This is a genomic window from Streptomyces sp. AC627_RSS907 (genome assembly GCF_019049165.1).
The window spans coordinates 53,038-69,354 of the sequence record NZ_JAGMUE010000111.1; the positions used below are offsets into that span (position 1 = coordinate 53,038).

Consider the following 16,317-nt stretch of genomic DNA (forward strand, 5'->3'; position numbering starts at 1 on the left):
TACGCTTACATGTGCGGAATCGTCGGATACATCGGCAGGCGTGACGTCGCGCCCCTGCTCCTGGAGGGCCTCCAGCGCCTGGAGTACCGCGGCTACGACTCGGCGGGCATCGTCGTCACGTCCCCGAAGGCGGCCGGCCTGAAGATGGTCAAGGCCAAGGGCCGGGTCCGCGACCTGGAGGCCAAGGTCCCGGCCCGCTTCAAGGGCACCACCGGCATCGCCCACACCCGCTGGGCCACCCACGGCGCCCCGTCCGACGTGAACGCCCACCCGCACATGTCGGCCGACCACAAGGTGGCCGTCGTCCACAACGGCATCATCGACAACGCCGCCGACCTGCGCCGCAAGCTGGAGGCGGACGGCGTCGAGTTCCTCTCCGAGACCGACACCGAGGTCCTCGTCCACCTCATCGCCCGCTCCGAGGCGGAGAAGCTGGAGGACAAGGTCCGCGAGACCCTCCGGGTCATCGAGGGCACCTACGGCATCGCCGTCATGCACGCCGACTTCCCCGAGCGCATCGTCGTCGCCCGCAACGGCTCGCCGGTCGTCCTCGGCATCGGCGAGAAGGAGATGTTCGTCGCCTCGGACATCGCCGCGCTGGTCGCCCACACCCGGCAGATAGTCACCCTCGACGACGGCGAGATGGCCACCCTCAAGGCCGACGACTTCCGCACCTACACCACCGAGGGCACCCGCACCACGTCCGAGCCGACCACCGTGGAGTGGGAGGCGGCCTCCTACGACATGGGCGGCCACGACACCTACATGCACAAGGAGATCCACGAGCAGGTCGAGGCCGTGGACCGCGTGCTGCGCGGCCGGATCGACGACCGCTTCTCCACCGTGCACCTCGGCGGCCTCAACCTGGACGCCCGCGAGGCGCGCGCCGTGCGCCGCGTGAAGATCCTCGGCTGCGGCACCTCGTACCACGCGGGCCAGATCGGCGCCCAGATGATCGAGGAGCTGGCCCGCATCCCCGCGGACGCCGAGCCCGCCTCCGAGTTCCGCTACCGCAACGCGGTCGTGGACCCCGACACCCTGTACATCGCGGTCTCGCAGTCCGGTGAGACGTACGACGTGCTGGCCGCCGTGCAGGAGCTGAAGCGCAAGGGCGCCCGGGTGCTCGGCGTCGTCAACGTCGTCGGCTCGGCGATCGCCCGCGAGGCGGACGGCGGCATGTACGTGCACGCCGGCCCCGAGGTCTGCGTCGTGTCCACCAAGTGCTTCACCAACACCTGCGTCGCCTTCGCGCTGCTCGCCCTGCACCTGGGCCGCACCCGCGACCTGTCCGTGCGCGACGGCAAGCGGATCATCGAGGGCCTGCGCAGGCTGCCCGCGCAGATCGCCGAGATGCTGGAGCAGGAGGAGGACATCAAGAAGCTGGCCGCGCAGTACGCCGACGCCCGCTCGATGCTCTTCATCGGCCGCGTGCGGGGCTACCCGGTCGCCCGCGAGGCCTCCCTGAAGCTCAAGGAGGTCTCGTACATCCACGCCGAGGCCTACCCCGCCTCCGAGCTCAAGCACGGCCCGCTCGCCCTGATCGAGCCGGCCCTGCCGACGGTCGCGATCGTGCCGGACGACGACCTGCTGGAGAAGAACCGCGCGGCCATGGAGGAGATCAAGGCCCGCAGCGGCCAGATCCTCGCCGTCGCCCACCAGGAGCAGGAGAAGGCCGACCACACCATCGTCGTCCCGAAGAACGAGGACGAACTGGACCCCATCCTGATGGGCATCCCCCTCCAGCTCCTCGCCTACCACACGGCCCTGGCCCTGGGCCGGGACATCGACAAGCCCCGCAACCTCGCCAAGTCGGTGACGGTGGAGTAGGTCCGCCCGAGGGCGCGGGGCCGCGTCGCGTGCGGCTCCGCCGCAGCGCCCCCGCGCAGGCAGGACAACGTGCACGGGCCCCCGGTGTGCCACCGCACACCGGGGGCCCGTGCACATCGCCGAAGGGCGCTGCGGCCCGCGCGGGGCCCTCGGCGGAGCGGCCGGTCCGGGCCGGTCAGCCGGTCCGGGCCCGCTTCCCCGGCCTGCGGGCCGGGGAGCACGTCACGGGATGACCACGACGGGCCGCTGCGCCCGCTTGGCGAGCCGTCCGGCGACCGACCCGAAGAGCCGGCCCACCAGGCCGTGACTGGAGCCGACGACGATCGCGTCCGCCTCGTACTCCCGGCCCACCTCTTCGAGTTCGTGGCAGATGTCTCCGCCGCGCTCGACCAGGATCCACGGCACCTCGGTGAGGTAGTCCGCGCACGCCAGCTCCAGGCCCAGCACCTCGGTGCGGTGGTCCGGCACGTCGACGAAGACGGGGGGTTCGCAGCCCGCCCACACCGTGGTGGGGAGCCGGTTGGCGACATGGACGATCACCAGGCCGGAGCCCAGCCGGGAGGCCATGCCGATGGCGTACGCGAGGGCGCGCTCACTGGAGGTGGAGCCGTCGAAGCCGACGACGACGCCGTGCTTGAAGGCTGGGTCGCACGACTTGCGCGGTTCTTCGGCCGCCAGGGGCTCGGCCGCCGTAGGTTCGGCGACGGGCCGCTTGCGGTCCGCGGGTTCGAAGAATTCGTGACCGGCCATGGCTGTCTCGGCGTATTCATCCTTTATGGGGGACGACAGTGAGCGGCGGAGCTGTGTCCGGGAATCATCTTCCCAACCCCATACCCGCAAGGGTACGGCGGCACGCCTCCTTCTCCCAGAACCCGCGCGGGGTCCGCCGCGGGTTCACCGGAGCATGCACGAGGGGGCGCCCGTAAGGCAATGGTTGCTGCGCTGTACAGGTGGTTTGCACGGGATTCAACATGTCGTGACCGTCCGTGACCGACCGTGACCGACGCGCCGGACGCGCGTTGATCCCCACGCCGCCGGCCGCAGGGAGCAGCCCGCATGTCCCCACCGCACCAGCCCGCCGAGCCGCCGTCCGGCACGCCCGGCACCCCCGCACCGACCCCGTCGCCCCGGGAGGGCGTCACCGATCCGGTCCGCCGGGCGGCCTTCGGCTGCCTCCTCGTCCCGCTCGCGCTCCCGTGGTGCGGCACCTCCTTCGCCGGCGCCGCCGGGACGGCCCTCGGCCCGGCCGCCCTCACCGGCGCCTGCCGGCTGCTGCCGCGCCGGCCGGAGCAGCGCGCGGCCCGGGGGCCGGGCGCGGGGAAAAACACACCGGTCGACTGACCGGTTTCCGCGCACGCTTCCGCTTCTTTTCGGCCAACTTCCAAGGGTGTCGCATACCCGGTCCGAACCACCCCCCAACCCCCGTTCCACCTGCACGGAAAGGGTCTCCGGGACCCTGCGCACCCTACGGGGATTGGCCACTGCGACAAGGCGCACTTCCCTGCGGCGCCCCGGAGTGCAACGCTTCGTGATCGACTGCTTCACGCCAAGTTGCCATGTCGACAATGTCCCAAGTGCCGAACCGGCCACTTCGGCGTGACGGGACGCAGTAGATTCGATCTTGACTGTCTACGGCGGGGGACTCGTGCAGGACCGAGGGGAAACGTGTTGGAGCGACAGACCCGAAAGGTTGAGGGCGCCGCGACCACCGAGGGGGGCTTAGCAGTATGAGCCACGACTCCACTGCCGCGCCGGAAGCCGCGGCCCGGAAGCTCTCCGGGCGACGCCGCAAGGAGATCGTCGCGGTGCTGCTGTTCAGCGGCGGCCCCATCTTCGAGAGTTCCATACCGCTGTCGGTGTTCGGGATCGACCGCCAGGACGCCGGCGTGCCACGCTACCGACTACTGGTGTGCGCCGGTGAGGAAGGCCCGCTGCGGACCACGGGGGGCCTCGAACTCACGGCGCCGCAGGGCCTGGAGGCGATCTCCCGGGCCGGCACCGTCGTGGTGCCCGCCTGGCGGTCGATCACCTCGCCGCCACCGGAGGAAGCGCTCGACGCACTGCGCCGGGCACACGAGGAGGGCGCCCGCATCGTCGGGCTGTGCACCGGCGCCTTCGTGCTCGCGGCGGCCGGCCTGCTGGACGGCCGTCCCGCCACCACCCACTGGATGTACGCGCCGACGCTGGCCAAGCGCTACCCGTCGGTGCACGTCGATCCGCGCGAGCTGTTCGTGGACGACGGTGACGTCCTGACCTCGGCGGGCACGGCGGCAGGTATCGACCTGTGCCTGCACATCGTGCGCACGGACCACGGCAACGAGGCGGCCGGCGCGCTGGCGCGCCGCCTGGTGGTCCCGCCGCGCCGCTCGGGCGGTCAGGAGCGCTACCTCGACCGGTCTTTACCGGAGGAGATCGGCGCCGACCCGCTCGCCGAGGTCGTCGCCTGGGCGCTGGAGCACCTCCACGAGCAGTTCGACGTGGAGACACTGGCGGCGCGCGCGTACATGAGCCGGCGCACCTTCGACCGCCGCTTCCGCTCGCTGACCGGCAGCGCGCCGTTGCAGTGGCTGATCACACAGCGGGTGCTCCAGGCGCAGCGCCTGCTGGAGACGTCGGACTACTCGGTGGACGAGGTCGCGGGCCGCTGCGGCTTCCGCTCGCCGGTGGCCCTGCGCGGTCACTTCCGCCGCCAGCTGGGCTCGTCCCCGGCCGCCTACCGGGCGGCCTACCGGGCACGCCGCCCGCAGGGCGACCGGCCGGTGGACCCGGAGACCGGCCTCGCGGGAGCATCCCGGGCCCCCGGCCCCGGCGAGGGGGGCCAGCAACCGGCCGCCCTGCCGTCGGAGAACGCGGTCCCGTTCCAGACCCGCCGCTCGGCCCCGCCGCTCCCCGCGGCGACGGCGAGCCTGCCGGGCCAGCGCAGCGCGCCGTGACCTAGCACCCGAAACGCCGGGCGGGTCGGTCCAGCCCGTCCGGCGTCTGGGGCCGATGCCGTCCGGGCCGAAGCGGGGTTCCCGGGGCGGCAGCCCCCGTGACGCCCGCACCGACGCCGGGGGACCGTACGGGGTACGGCAGCCGTAGGGTGGGCCACATGAACGATCGCATGGTGTGGATCGACTGCGAGATGACCGGCCTCTCGCTGTCCGACGACGCGCTCATCGAGGTTGCCGCCCTCGTCACCGACTCCGAGCTGAACATCCTCGGCGAAGGCGTCGACATCGTCATCCGCCCGCCGGAGCGGGCCCTGGAGACGATGCCGGAGGTGGTGCGTCAGATGCACACCGCGTCCGGCCTGCTCGCCGAGCTCGACGGCGGCACGACGCTCGCGGACGCCGAGGCGCAGGTCCTGGCGTACGTACGGGAGCACGTGAAGGAGCCGGGCAAGGCCCCGCTGTGCGGCAACTCGGTCGGCACCGACCGGGGCTTCCTGCTGCGCGACATGCCGACGCTGGAGGACTACCTCCACTACCGGATCGTCGACGTCTCCTCGATCAAGGAGCTGGCCCGCCGCTGGTACCCGCGGGCGTACTTCAACAGCCCCGAGAAGAACGGCAACCACCGCGCGCTCGCCGACATCCGCGAGTCCATCGCCGAGCTGCGCTACTACCGGGAGGCCGTCTTCGTCCCGCAGCCGGGCCCCGACTCCGACACCGCCAAGGCGATCGCCGCCAAGCACGTCCTGCCCGCCGAGTAGGCGCGACGGGGCCCGGGAGGGCGGCGACACGAAAGGCTGGCGCGAGCACCCCTTCGGACCCTGTACACTTTTTCTCAGCCGGTCGGGGAAGCCCACCACACGGGATTCCAGCACCGGCCTTGGTGGGTGTAGCTCAGCTGGTAGAGCACCTGGTTGTGGTCCAGGATGCCGCGGGTTCAAGTCCCGTCACTCACCCTGAGTGATCAGCCGGTGACCTTCGGAAGATGGTCACCGGCTGATTGCGTTGGGCCCCGCGCGGCGCCGATCACGCGGCCCCGCCCACGCCCCCGGTCACGCACCGCCGGTCACGACGACGCGCGCCGCACCAGCTCCGTCGCCAGCACCACCTGGGTCCGCTGCCGCGCCCCGGCCGGACCACGGTCCGCGATCTCGGTGAGGAGCAGGTCGATCATCGCGCGGCCCATCTCCTCGATGGGCTGCCGGACACTGGTCAGCGGCGGGTCCAGGTGGCGGGCGATGGCCGAGTCGTCGTAGCCGACCAGGGCCACCTCGTCCGGGATGCGCCGGCCCGCCTCGCGCAGGGCCTGGCGGGCACCGGCCGCGGTCACGTCCGAGGCGGCGAAGACCGCGTCCAGGTCCGGGCAGCGGCGCAGCAGCTCCGTCATCGCGCGCCGGCCGCCCTCCTCGGAGAAGTCCCCCGTCTCGATCAGCTCCTCCGCGTCGCCGAGCCCCGCGTCGCGCAGGGCGTCGCGGTAGCCGTCGACGCGCCGCTGGGCGCCGTAGACGTCGAGGCGGCCGGTGATGTGGGCTATGCGGCTGCGGCCCCGGGACACCAGGTGCTCGACGGCGGAGCGGGCGCCGCCGTAATTGTCGGAGTCCACGGAGGCCAGGGTCTCCGCGGCCGAGCGAGGGCCGCTGATCACCGCGGGGATCTCCAGCTGGGCCAGCATGTCGGGCAGCGGGTCGTCGGCGTGCACCGAGACCAGCAGGACGCCGTCCACCCGGTGCGCGGCCAGGTACTGGGCGAGTCGCTGCCGTTCCCGGTCGCTGCCCGCGAAGATCAGCAGCAGTTGCATCTCGGTGTCGGTGATCTCCGCGCCGACGCCGCGCAGCATGTCCGAGAAGTAGGGCTCGGCGAAGAACCGGGTCTCCGGCTCGGGGACGACCAGGGCGATCGCGTCGGTGCGGTTGGCGGCGAGCGCGCGGGCGGCGGTGTTCGGGACGTAGCCCAGTTCCGCGACGGCCGCCTCGACGGCCGCCCGTGTCGCGTCGCTGACCCGGGGCGAGCCGTTGATCACCCGGGAGACCGTGCCGCGGCCGACGCCGGCCCGGGCGGCCACCTCCTCCAGGGTCGGGCGTCTGACGCCCCGGCTCCGCCCGCCGTTGACCGCCATGGTCGTCGCCCTTCCCTCGCATCTGTCAGGCCAGGAATGTAACAGCCCCGGCCGCTGTCCCCCGGACCTCCATCGTGCCTCGCGGGCAGCGGGATTCCCCCCTCCGCGCCGGTGACGGGACCGCGGGGGCACGGCCGGAGACCCGGCCGCGCCCCCGCGGCGGAGACACGTCTGTCTCAGCCCTGCTCGCCGGAGGCGGGCAGCGCGTTGTGCCGGATCACGTCGGCGTACCAGTGGGCGCTCGCCTTGGGGATGCGGCGCTGGGTGGAGTAGTCGACGTAGACGGCGCCGAAACGCTTCGAGTAGCCGTAGGACCACTCGAAGTTGTCCAGCAGGGACCACAGGAAGTAGCCGCGCACGTCGGCGCCGTCGGCGACGGCCCGGTGGACGGCGGCCAGGTGGGACCGGAGGTAGGCGATGCGCTCGGGGTCGTTGACCCGGCCCTCGGGAGAGACGTAGTCGTCGAAGGCGGCGCCGTTCTCGGTGACCATCAGCGGCAGGCCGGGGTGGGACTTGGCCAGACCGGTCAGCAGGGTGTGCAGTCCGTCCGCGTCGATGGCCCAGTTCATCGCGGTGAGGTCGTCGTTGGCGAGGTGGAAGGCGACGCCCTCGGAACCGGTCCACGGCGAGTGGTCGCTCGCCCCGTGACCGTCGTTCTTCGTGGTGGCCGCGCCGCCGGCGGGCAGGGAGACCACGGTCGGCGAGTAGTAGTTGACGCCGAGCACGTCGATCGGCCGGGAGATCTCCGCCAGGTCGCCGTCCTTCACCAGCTCGTTCCAGTCGACGAGGTGCGCGGTGTCGGCGATCAGGTCCTCGGGGTAGGCGCCGTCGAGGAGGGGTCCGGTGAAGATCCGGTTGCCGACCGCGTCGATGCGGCGGGCCGCCTCGGCGTCCTCGGGGGCGTCGGTGAGGGGGCGCACCTGGTGCAGGTTGAGGGTGATGGAGGTCTGGGCGGTGGACGGCAGGACCGCGCGCAGGGCGCCGACCGCCTTGCCGTGGGCCAGGTTGAGGTGGTGGGCGGCGCGCAGGGTGGCGGCGGGGTCGGTGCGGCCGGGGGCGTGCACGCCGGAGCCGTAGCCCAGGAAGGCGCTGCACCACGGTTCGTTGAGGGTGGTCCACACGCCGACGCGGTCGCCGAGGGCGCGGGCCGTGATGTCGGCGTACTCGGCGAAGCGGTCGGCGGTGTCGCGGTGCGGCCAGCCGCCGGCGTCCTCCAGCTCCTGGGGCAGGTCCCAGTGGTAGAGGGTGGCGACGGGGGTGATGCCCGCCTCGAGGAGTTCGTCGGCGAGCCGGCGGTAGAAGTCCAGGCCGCGTTCGACCGCGGGGCCGCGGCCGGTGGGCTGGACCCGGGACCAGGAGACGGAGAAGCGGTACGCCTTCAGGCCGAGGTCCTTCATCAGCGCCACGTCGTCGCGGTACCGGTGGTAGTGGTCGGCGGCGATGTCACCGGTGTCGCCGTTGCGGACCTTGCCGGGGGTGTGGCTGAAGGTGTCCCAGATCGAGGGCGTGCGGCCGTCCTCGGCGGCGGCGCCCTCCACCTGGTAGGCGGCGGTGGCGGCGCCCCAGACGAAGCCCGTCGGGAAGGAGGTGCCGGAGGCCGGCTGGGCGGGGGTCTCGGGTCGTACGGCGGCGGTCATGGTGAGAACGCTCCCAAATGGCGTGAGGAAGGGGCGGACGGGGGGTCCGGCGGATACGGGGACGGCGGGGCGGGCGCGGGGGTGAGCGCCCTGGTCCGGCGGGGCCCGTGTGCGGGCGGGCCCCGCCGGGTGGCGTAGGGGTGCGCCGGTGTCAGCCCTTGACGGCGCCCGCCATGATGCCTCCGACGATCTGCTTGCCGAAGACGACGAAGACCACCAGCAGCGGCAGCGTGCTGATCAGCGCTCCGGCCATGACGATGCTCTGGTCGGGGGTGTAGGAGGCGCTGAGCTGGCCCAGCGCGACCTGGATGGTGGGGTTGTCCTGGCTCAGGGCGAGGAACGGCCAGAAGAAGTCGTTCCAGGCCTGGACGAAGGTGAGCATGCCGAGCACCATCATCGCGGGCCGGGCCGCGGGCAGGACGACGCTCCACACGATGCGGAAGTTGCTCGCCCCGTCCACCTTGGCCGCCTCGATGAGTTCGTAGGGCAGGGCCTCGATCAGGTACTGGCGCATGAAGAAGACACCGAAGGCACCCACCAGCGTCGGGAAGATCACCGACTCCAGCTTCCCGCCCCAGCCGATGTCCGACATCATCATGAACAGCGGCACGACGCTGAGCTGCGGCGGGATGGTGAGCGTGGCGATGACCGCGGTCATCAGCACGTTCCGGCCGCGGAAGCGCATCTTGGCGAAGGCGTAACCGGCCAGCGTGCAGAAGAACAGCGTGGCCACGGTGATGGAGCCGGCCACGATGGCGCTGTTGACGATGGCCTTGCCGAGGTTGGCCTGTTCCCAGGCCGCTTCGAGGTTGCTGAACAGCCTGCCGCCCGGAAGGAACGGTGGCGGGGTGTCGAGGACCTTCTGCTGGTCGTGCGACGCGGCCACCAGCGTCCAGTACAAGGGGAAGACGGACCCCAGGCCGACGACGATCAGCGCGAGGTAGGTGAAGGGGCCGCCCTTGAGCTGCTGGCCGGCGCCGATCCTGAGGCGGCGGCCCTTGCCGCCGGGGCCGGGGAGCTCGGTCGCGTGGGCCGGGCCCGAGGCGGTCTTGTAGGGAGTACGTGTCGTGGTCATCGTTGTCGCTCCCGTCAGGCCGCGCTCTTGCGCACGAACCGGCTGACGATCCAGTTGATCAGGGCGATGAGCAGCAGCAGGACGAGCATGGCCCAGGCCACGGCGGCGGCCGGACCCAGGTGGCCCAGCTTCCAGCCGTAGTTGAAGAGGTAGATGCTGAGCGTCTCGTACTGGTGCTCGCTGCCGCCGACGGAGCCGAGCGTGCCGCCCTCCAGCAGCAGCGGCTCACCGAACAGCTGCATGGAGCCGATCGTCGAGATGACGATGGTGAACAGGATCGTCGGCCGCAGCGCGGGGATGGTCACCTTGCGGAACTGCTGCCAGCGCGAGGCGCCGTCGATCGAGGCCGCCTCGTACAGGTCGGTCGGCACGGCCTGCATGGCCGCCAGGTAGATCAGGGCGTTGTAGCCGGTCCAGCGCCAGATCACGATGATCGAGATGGCGATCTTGGACGTCCAGTGGCCGCTGCCCCAGTCGACGTTGTCGACGCCCACGAGGCTCAGCACCCAGTTGATGAGGCCGCCGTCGGCCCGGAACACCAGGGCGAAGACGAGGGCCGCGGTCGCGACCGAGGTGGCGTACGGGGTGAGGATGATCGTGCGCCAGAAGGTGCTGGCGCGCAGCTTGTAGTTGAGCAGGTGGGCCAGGCCCAGGGCGACCAGCAGCTGCGGGACGGTCGAGATGACGCCGATGATGAAGGTGTTGGAGACGGCCGTCCAGAACTCGGAGTCCTGGAGGATCTTGGCGAAGTTGTCGAAGCCGACCCACTCGGACTGGTCGAGACTCGTCATCTCCACCCGGTGCAGGGCGATCCAGCCGGTGTAGAGGAGCGGGTAGAGCCCGAAGGCACCGAAGACGAGGAAGAAGGGGGCGATGTACGCGTACGGCGACACCTTGTCGTCGATGCGCCACAGTCGCGCACGCCACGCGCTGCGCTCCTTGGACGCGGCGTGGGGGCCGCCGGTGGGCGGCGGGTTGTGGGCACCCCGTGTGGGGGTTGTCGTTGCCACGGAGGGAGTCCTTCCCTGGGAGGTCGGGCCTGGGACGTCGGGCCGGGTAGGGGCGGGAGGCTGGCCGGCGCCCGGTCCCCGCCCGCGCGGCTCGGCGGGGGCCGGGCGGCCCGCGCGACGGTCGGTCTGCGGTGCGCGGGGTGGTCGGCGGCGCGTGCGGCGCGGGACCCGGCACGTGGTGCCGGTGCGGGTGCCGGGAGAGAGTGGTCGAGGTGCTCGGAGTGAATCAGCGGATCGGGGGCGTCCCGGGGCGCGGCCGATGTGTCCGGGGTGCCTCCCCCGCTCTCGCCTTCGCTCGGGTGGGCAGGTGCCCTGCCCCCGCCCGTGCCCCCCGGGAACTCACCGGCCGTTCAGGTGGGGGGACACGGCTTGCCCGCGCGCCGGGCGGGGCGGTGTGCCTCCTCCCGGCGCGGGCGCGGATCCGACGCCGCGCAGCAGACCCGCCGGGGACGGCCGGGTCTGCTGCGGGCGCCGCCGCGCCTGCGGGCGGGGACCGTCGTTCCTCACGGCCCCGGTGCGCACGGTACGGGCGGTGCGGGGCGGCTGGGTGAACCGCCCGCACCGTGCGCGGGTCAGCCGATGGCCTTGTCGATCGCCTCGGTCGCCGCGTCCCAGGCCTTGTCGGGCTTGGTGCCGCGCTGCTCCATGTTGTTGATCTCACGGGAGATCGTGTCCTTGATCACGCCGTCCTTCGGACCGAGCACCGCCACCGGGATGGTCTTGGCCTCCTCGGCGTAGATCTGGCCGACGGGGGCGTTGTTGAAGTACGCGAGCTTGCCGTCCTTCACCTCGGGGAGGTCGTAGGCGCCCTTGTTGGACGGGAAGATGCCGACGGCCTTGAACACGGCGGCCTGCTGCTCCGGCGCGGTCAGCCACTTGACCAGCTCGGTGGCCTCCTTGACGTGCTTGCCGCTCTTGGGCACGGTCAGGAAGGAACCGCCCCAGTTGGCCGCGGTCGCGCCGGGCGCACGCGAGATGTCCCACTTGCCCGCGAAGTCGTCGCCGGAGTAGTTCTGGATCTGCAGCGCCATCCAGGCGGGGCACACGACGGTGGCCACGCTGCCCTTGCGCAGCGCCGCCTTCCAGGGGTCCTGGAACTGCGGCAGGCCCTGGGTCAGCTTCTTGTCCGCGGCCTGGGCGGCGAGGTTCCAGCCCTTCTGCACCGCCGGGCTGTCCTTGTAGATCGCCTTGCCGTCGGCGTCGTAGTACTGGCTCTCGGAGGAGCTGACCACACCGTTGAACATGGCGCTGGCGGAGTCCATGAAGTAGGTGCCCTCGGGCGCCTTCGCCTGGTACTTCTCACCGAGCTTGATGTAGTCCTCCCAGCCGCCGGCGACCGCCTTGGCGACCTCCTCGCGGTCGGTCGGCAGGCCCGCCTTCTCGAAGAGGTCCCTGCGGTAGCAGAGGGACATCGGGCCGATGTCGGTACCGGCGCCGATGACCTGGCCGTCCTTGGTGGTGGCCTGCTTGGCCTTCCACTCGACCCACTGGCTGGTGTCGATGGCGCCCTTGAGGTCGGTGAACTTGCCCGCCTGGGTGTCCACGACCTCCTTGATGCGGGCGATCTCGACCCCGACGACGTCTCCCAGGCCACTGCCCGAGTTCAGCTGCTGAAGGAGCTTCGGGTAGTAGTCCTGCTCGTTGGCCGTGGTCTCCTCCTTCACCTCGATGTTCGGGTGAAGCTGCTGGTACTTCTCGAACAGGCCGGCTTCCTTGTAGCCGAACTGTCCGTAGTCGGCCACCTTGAGGGTGATCTTCCCGTCGGAGTCCGAGGCGTCCGAGTCGTCGCTGTCACTGCTGCACGCGGTCAGCAGCAGGGCCGAGGCCGTCAGGACCGACGTGGTCAGGGCCGCTGCTCTGCGGCTACGGCCGCCGCCGGTTCGGGTGATGCGCATTCCACTACTCCTTGTTCCAGTGGGAACGGGGACCTCAGGAATCAGACCGCCGGGGTCGGCGGTCCGGACCTGCCCTCTCGGTTCGAGCAGCGGCCAGCCCAGGGCAACGCGGCGTGCGGTGCGAAGATGCTGGTCAACGGTGTGCCATGCGAGGTGGAGGGAAGGGCCGATCGTGCTTCGGTCCACGCGGAAGGGAACCCCGGAACCCCGTGGGACCGCTCCCACGCGGCTTGCCCCGAAGACTCGTTGCTGCCGGGCCCAAGTGTCAAGACTTGAAAACGGGCTTGTTGCGCAAGCGTGTTCCGCGCGTCACGGGAACGTGTCGCACCGCGAGCCGTCAACCGCCCGGCACCGGCCGTTCCGTTACCGAATACCCGCTGGTCACCGCCGAGTTGGGTGCCGGAGGGGGTCCCGGAAGGGGCCGTGCGGCCGGTGACCGGGCGTTCTGGGCCAGAATGAAGCCGGTCCCCCACCGAACGCCGGAAGGTGAACGATGAGCCCTGCCGAACAGCCGCCCCCTGCCGCGGACGTCCGGCGCCCGACCCTGAACGCGGTGGCCGCCCGCGCCGGTGTCGGCCGCGGCACGGTCTCCCGGGTCATCAACGGTTCACCCAAGGTCAGCGAACACTCCCGCGCGGCCGTGGAACAGGCGATCGCCGAACTCGGCTACGTCCCCAACCCGGCCGCCCGCTCCCTGGTCACCCGGCGCACCGACTCCGTGGCGCTGGTCGTCCCCGACGCGCAGGCCCGGCTCTTCTCCGAGCCGTACTTCTCGGGGATCATCCGGGGCGTGTCCGCCGGGCTGGCGGACACCCCGATGCGGCTGCTGCTGGTCATGGTGCGCGACGAGAAGGAGTACGCGCGGCTCGCCCCGTACCTGTCCGGGCAGCACGTGGACGGGGTGCTGATGGTCGCGGTCCACAGCGACGACACCCTGCCCGACCAGCTGGAGGCGCTCGCCATCCCGACCGTGCTGGCCGGCCGGCGCGGTGACCGGGAGCCACTGGGGCACGTCCGCCCGGACAACCGCGGCGGCGCGGAGAGCGCGGTCCGGCATCTGCTGGCGGGCGGGCGGCGGGCCATCGGCACCATCACCGGGCCGCTGGACATGGAGGCCGCCCGGGAGCGGCTCGACGGCTACCGCGACGCGCTGCGGGACGCCAGTGCCGCGGTCACCGAGGAGCTGATCGCGGACGGCGACTTCACCGAGGGGGGCGGACGCGCGGCCATGCGGGAGCTGTTGCGCCGGCGGCCCGACCTGGACGCGGTCTTCGCCGCGTCGGACGTGATGGCCTCCGGCGCGGTGCAGGAGCTGCGCGCCGCGGGCCGGCGGGTGCCGGGCGACGTGGCCGTCGTCGGCTTCGACGACTCCATCGTGGCCCGGCACATCGATCCGCCGCTGACCAGCGTCCGGCAGCCGCTGGAGGAGATGGGCCGCACCATGGCGACCCTGCTGCTGGACGAACTGGCCGACCCGGGCTCCGGCCACCGCGCGGTGGTGCTGCCGACACGGCTGGTGGTACGCGAGTCGACCTGAACGCCGGCCGGCGGGACGGGCTCGCGGTGTACTGGGGGTCCCGCGCCTGTGCTCGGATCCCGCACCTGCGCTCGGATCCCGCACCGCCCGGCCGGCAGGAGCGCGGGCGTCGGGGGTTCCCCTGTGGGAGCGCTCCCATGCATAATGGGGCCCCCGACCCGTGGGAGCGATTCCATGCCAGAACCACAGCCCGTCTCCTTCCCTCCCGCGTTCCTGTGGGGCGCGGCCACCTCGGCGTACCAGATCGAGGGTGCGGTGCGGGAGGACGGCCGTACCGCCTCGATCTGGGACACCTTCAGCCATACGCCGGGGAAGACGGCCGGCGGAGACACCGGCGACATCGCCGTCGACCACTACCACCGCTACCGCGACGACGTGGCGCTGATGTCGGAACTGGGCCTGGGGGCCTACCGCTTCTCCGTCTCCTGGCCCCGGGTGCAGCCGACCGGCCGCGGCCCCGCCGTCCAGCGCGGTCTGGACTTCTACCGCCGTCTGGTGGACGAGCTGCTGGCCGCCGGGATCAAGCCGGCCGTCACCCTCTACCACTGGGACCTGCCGCAGGAGCTGGAGGACGCGGGCGGCTGGCCCGAGCGGGACACGGCGTACCGCTTCGCCGAGTACGCGCAGCTCGTCGGCGAGGCGCTCGGCGACCGGGTGGAGCAGTGGATCACGCTCAACGAGCCGTGGTGCAGCGCCTTCCTGGGCTACGCCTCCGGCGTGCACGCCCCCGGCCGCACCGACCACGCGGCCTCCCTGCGCGCCGCGCACCACCTGAACCTGGCGCACGGCCTGGGCACGGTGGCCCTGCGCTCGGTGATGCCGGCCGGCAACTCGGTGGCGATCAGCCTCAACACCTCCGTGGTCCGGCCGCTGTCGCAGCGTCCCGCGGACCTGGCGGCGGCACGGAAGATCGACGACCTGTCCGGCGGGATCTTCCACGGCCCGATCCTGCACGGCGCCTACCCGGAGTCCCTGCTGGAGGCGACGGCCACGGTCACCGACTGGTCGCACGTCCAGGACGGCGACCTGGGGGCGATCCGCCAGCCGCTGGACGCGATCTGCCTCAACTACTACACGCCCACCGTGGTGTCGGCGGCCGACGCCGACTCGCGCGCCCCGCGCGCCGACGGCCACGGCGAGAGCGACCACACCCCGTGGCCGGCCTCGGACGACGTGGCGTTCCACCAGCCGCCGGGGGAGCGCACGGCGATGGGCTGGAGCGTCGACCCGACCGGCCTGCACGAGCTGATCATGCGCTACCACCGGGAGGCCCCCGGACTGCCGCTGTACATCAGCGAGAACGGTGCCGCCTACGACGACAAGCCCGGCGCGGACGGCACGGTGCACGATCCCGAGCGGGTCGCCTACCTGGACGGCCACCTCAGGGCGGTCCGCCGGGCCATCACCGACGGCGCCGACGTCCGCGGCTACTACCTGTGGTCCCTGCTGGACAACTTCGAGTGGGCCTACGGCTACGAGAAGCGGTTCGGCGCCGTGTACGTCGACTACGCCTCCCAGGAGCGCATCCCCAAGTCGAGCGCCCTGTGGTACGGGCGGGCCGCCCGCACGGGAACGCTCCCGCCGGTGGAGCAGGCCGCCGAGTAGTCCCCTTCCGGGTCCCGGGGGAGCGGGGGCGGGGGAAGGACGAGCGGGGCGCGGCATCCTACGGGGGGTACCGCGCCCCGCTCGTGGTCGCCCGCGGCGGCGCGCGGGCGCCTGTCCGGGCCGGCGGCGGTCGGCGATCCCGGCCGCCCGGCCAGGAAGGCGAGCAGGTCGAACTCACGGCGGGTCAGGTCGAGGCGTGTGCCGTCCAGTTCGGCCCGGCGGCGCAGCGGATCGGCGGTGAGGCCGCCGACCCGGAGGACGGCCGACGGCGCGGCCTCGGCTTCTCCCGTCCGCGCGCGGCGCGGTACGGCCGCCATCCGGGCCGACAGGTGCTCGACGGAGAACGGCTTGGTGAGGTAGTCGTCCGCGCCCGTGTTGAGCAGGCGGACGATCTCCTCCTCGTCGTCCCGGGCGGTGGCGACGATGACCGGTACGTCGGTGATGCCGCGCAGCATCTTCAGCACCTCGGAGCCGTCCAGGTCGGGCAGGCCGAGGTCGAGGATCACGACGTCGAACCGGAGGTGGGCGACCTCGCGCAGCGCCTCCAGCGCCGTATCGACGCTGCGCACGGTGTGCGAGGCGTCGGCCAGGTGGCGGATGAGCGCCGAGCGTACGAACTGGTCGTCCTCGACCACGAGCACACGCGCCATGGGCGGCACCGTACGCCATGCGGAGGAGCCCG

General features: G+C 72.1%; 13 protein-coding genes and 1 tRNA gene. 7 read left to right on the forward strand and 7 right to left on the reverse strand.

What is annotated here, in order from left to right; translation table 11 throughout:
• The first annotated feature begins 9 nt into the window (after nt 1–9).
• Nucleotides 10–1,827, forward strand: a complete 1,818-nt coding sequence (gene glmS / locus KUM32_RS23875) for a glutamine--fructose-6-phosphate transaminase (isomerizing) (protein WP_217143991.1) — start codon at nt 10–12, stop codon at nt 1,825–1,827.
• A gap of 222 nt (nt 1,828–2,049) precedes the next feature.
• Here glmS and KUM32_RS23880 read toward each other — a convergent pair whose 3' ends face one another.
• Nucleotides 2,050–2,577, reverse strand: a complete 528-nt coding sequence (locus tag KUM32_RS23880) for a universal stress protein (RefSeq protein ID WP_217143992.1) — start codon at nt 2,575–2,577, stop codon at nt 2,050–2,052.
• A 306-nt stretch (nt 2,578–2,883) separates the two neighbouring features.
• Here KUM32_RS23880 and KUM32_RS23885 point away from each other — a divergent pair, with 306 nt between their 5' ends.
• From KUM32_RS23885 to KUM32_RS23900, 4 genes are all read left to right on the forward strand, one after another.
• Nucleotides 2,884–3,168, forward strand: coding sequence for a hypothetical protein (locus KUM32_RS23885; protein ID WP_217143993.1), 285 nt, complete (start codon nt 2,884–2,886; stop codon nt 3,166–3,168).
• A 386-nt stretch (nt 3,169–3,554) separates the two neighbouring features.
• Nucleotides 3,555–4,760, forward strand: coding sequence for a helix-turn-helix domain-containing protein (locus KUM32_RS23890; protein ID WP_217143994.1), 1,206 nt, complete (start codon nt 3,555–3,557; stop codon nt 4,758–4,760).
• Nucleotides 4,761–4,918: 158 nt separating this feature from the next.
• On the forward strand, nt 4,919–5,521 hold the full coding sequence (orn, locus tag KUM32_RS23895) for an oligoribonuclease (RefSeq protein ID WP_217143995.1): 603 nt from the start codon (nt 4,919–4,921) through the stop codon (nt 5,519–5,521).
• Nucleotides 5,522–5,643: 122 nt separating this feature from the next.
• Nucleotides 5,644–5,716: transfer RNA gene (locus KUM32_RS23900), tRNA-His, on the forward strand.
• A 110-nt stretch (nt 5,717–5,826) separates the two neighbouring features.
• Here KUM32_RS23900 and KUM32_RS23905 read toward each other — a convergent pair.
• From KUM32_RS23905 to KUM32_RS23925, 5 genes are all read right to left on the reverse strand, one after another.
• Complete coding sequence (locus KUM32_RS23905; RefSeq protein ID WP_217143996.1) at nt 5,827–6,876, reverse strand: LacI family DNA-binding transcriptional regulator; 1,050 nt, start codon at nt 6,874–6,876, stop codon at nt 5,827–5,829.
• A gap of 176 nt (nt 6,877–7,052) precedes the next feature.
• A complete protein-coding gene (locus tag KUM32_RS23910) occupies nt 7,053–8,513 on the reverse strand; it encodes a GH1 family beta-glucosidase (protein ID WP_217143997.1) in 1,461 nt (486 codons plus the stop codon).
• A gap of 151 nt (nt 8,514–8,664) precedes the next feature.
• The gene (locus KUM32_RS23915) at nt 8,665–9,588 is read right to left on the reverse strand and encodes a carbohydrate ABC transporter permease (protein WP_217143998.1); all 924 of its coding nucleotides are present in this window, start codon (nt 9,586–9,588) and stop codon (nt 8,665–8,667) included.
• Between the two features lie 14 nt (nt 9,589–9,602).
• Nucleotides 9,603–10,598, reverse strand: coding sequence for a carbohydrate ABC transporter permease (locus KUM32_RS23920; protein ID WP_217143999.1), 996 nt, complete (start codon nt 10,596–10,598; stop codon nt 9,603–9,605).
• Nucleotides 10,599–11,170: 572 nt separating this feature from the next.
• Complete coding sequence (locus KUM32_RS23925; protein ID WP_217144000.1) at nt 11,171–12,493, reverse strand: ABC transporter substrate-binding protein; 1,323 nt, start codon at nt 12,491–12,493, stop codon at nt 11,171–11,173.
• A gap of 493 nt (nt 12,494–12,986) precedes the next feature.
• On the opposite strand from KUM32_RS23925, the gene KUM32_RS23930 reads away from it, so the two are divergent.
• Together KUM32_RS23930 and KUM32_RS23935 are read left to right on the forward strand one after the other, a co-directional pair.
• Complete coding sequence (locus tag KUM32_RS23930; RefSeq protein WP_217144001.1) at nt 12,987–14,030, forward strand: LacI family DNA-binding transcriptional regulator; 1,044 nt, start codon at nt 12,987–12,989, stop codon at nt 14,028–14,030.
• Nucleotides 14,031–14,204: 174 nt separating this feature from the next.
• Nucleotides 14,205–15,635 carry a GH1 family beta-glucosidase gene (locus KUM32_RS23935; RefSeq protein WP_217144002.1) on the forward strand — a complete coding sequence of 477 codons (1,431 nt, stop codon included), beginning with the start codon at nt 14,205–14,207 and terminating at the stop codon, nt 15,633–15,635.
• Here the strand turns inward: KUM32_RS23935 and KUM32_RS23940 are convergent.
• Nucleotides 15,536–16,285 carry a response regulator transcription factor gene (locus KUM32_RS23940; RefSeq protein ID WP_254406031.1) on the reverse strand — a complete coding sequence of 250 codons (750 nt, stop codon included), beginning with the start codon at nt 16,283–16,285 and terminating at the stop codon, nt 15,536–15,538. The two genes, KUM32_RS23935 and KUM32_RS23940, sit on opposite strands and share 100 nt — an antisense overlap.
• Nucleotides 16,286–16,317 lie beyond the last annotated feature (32 nt).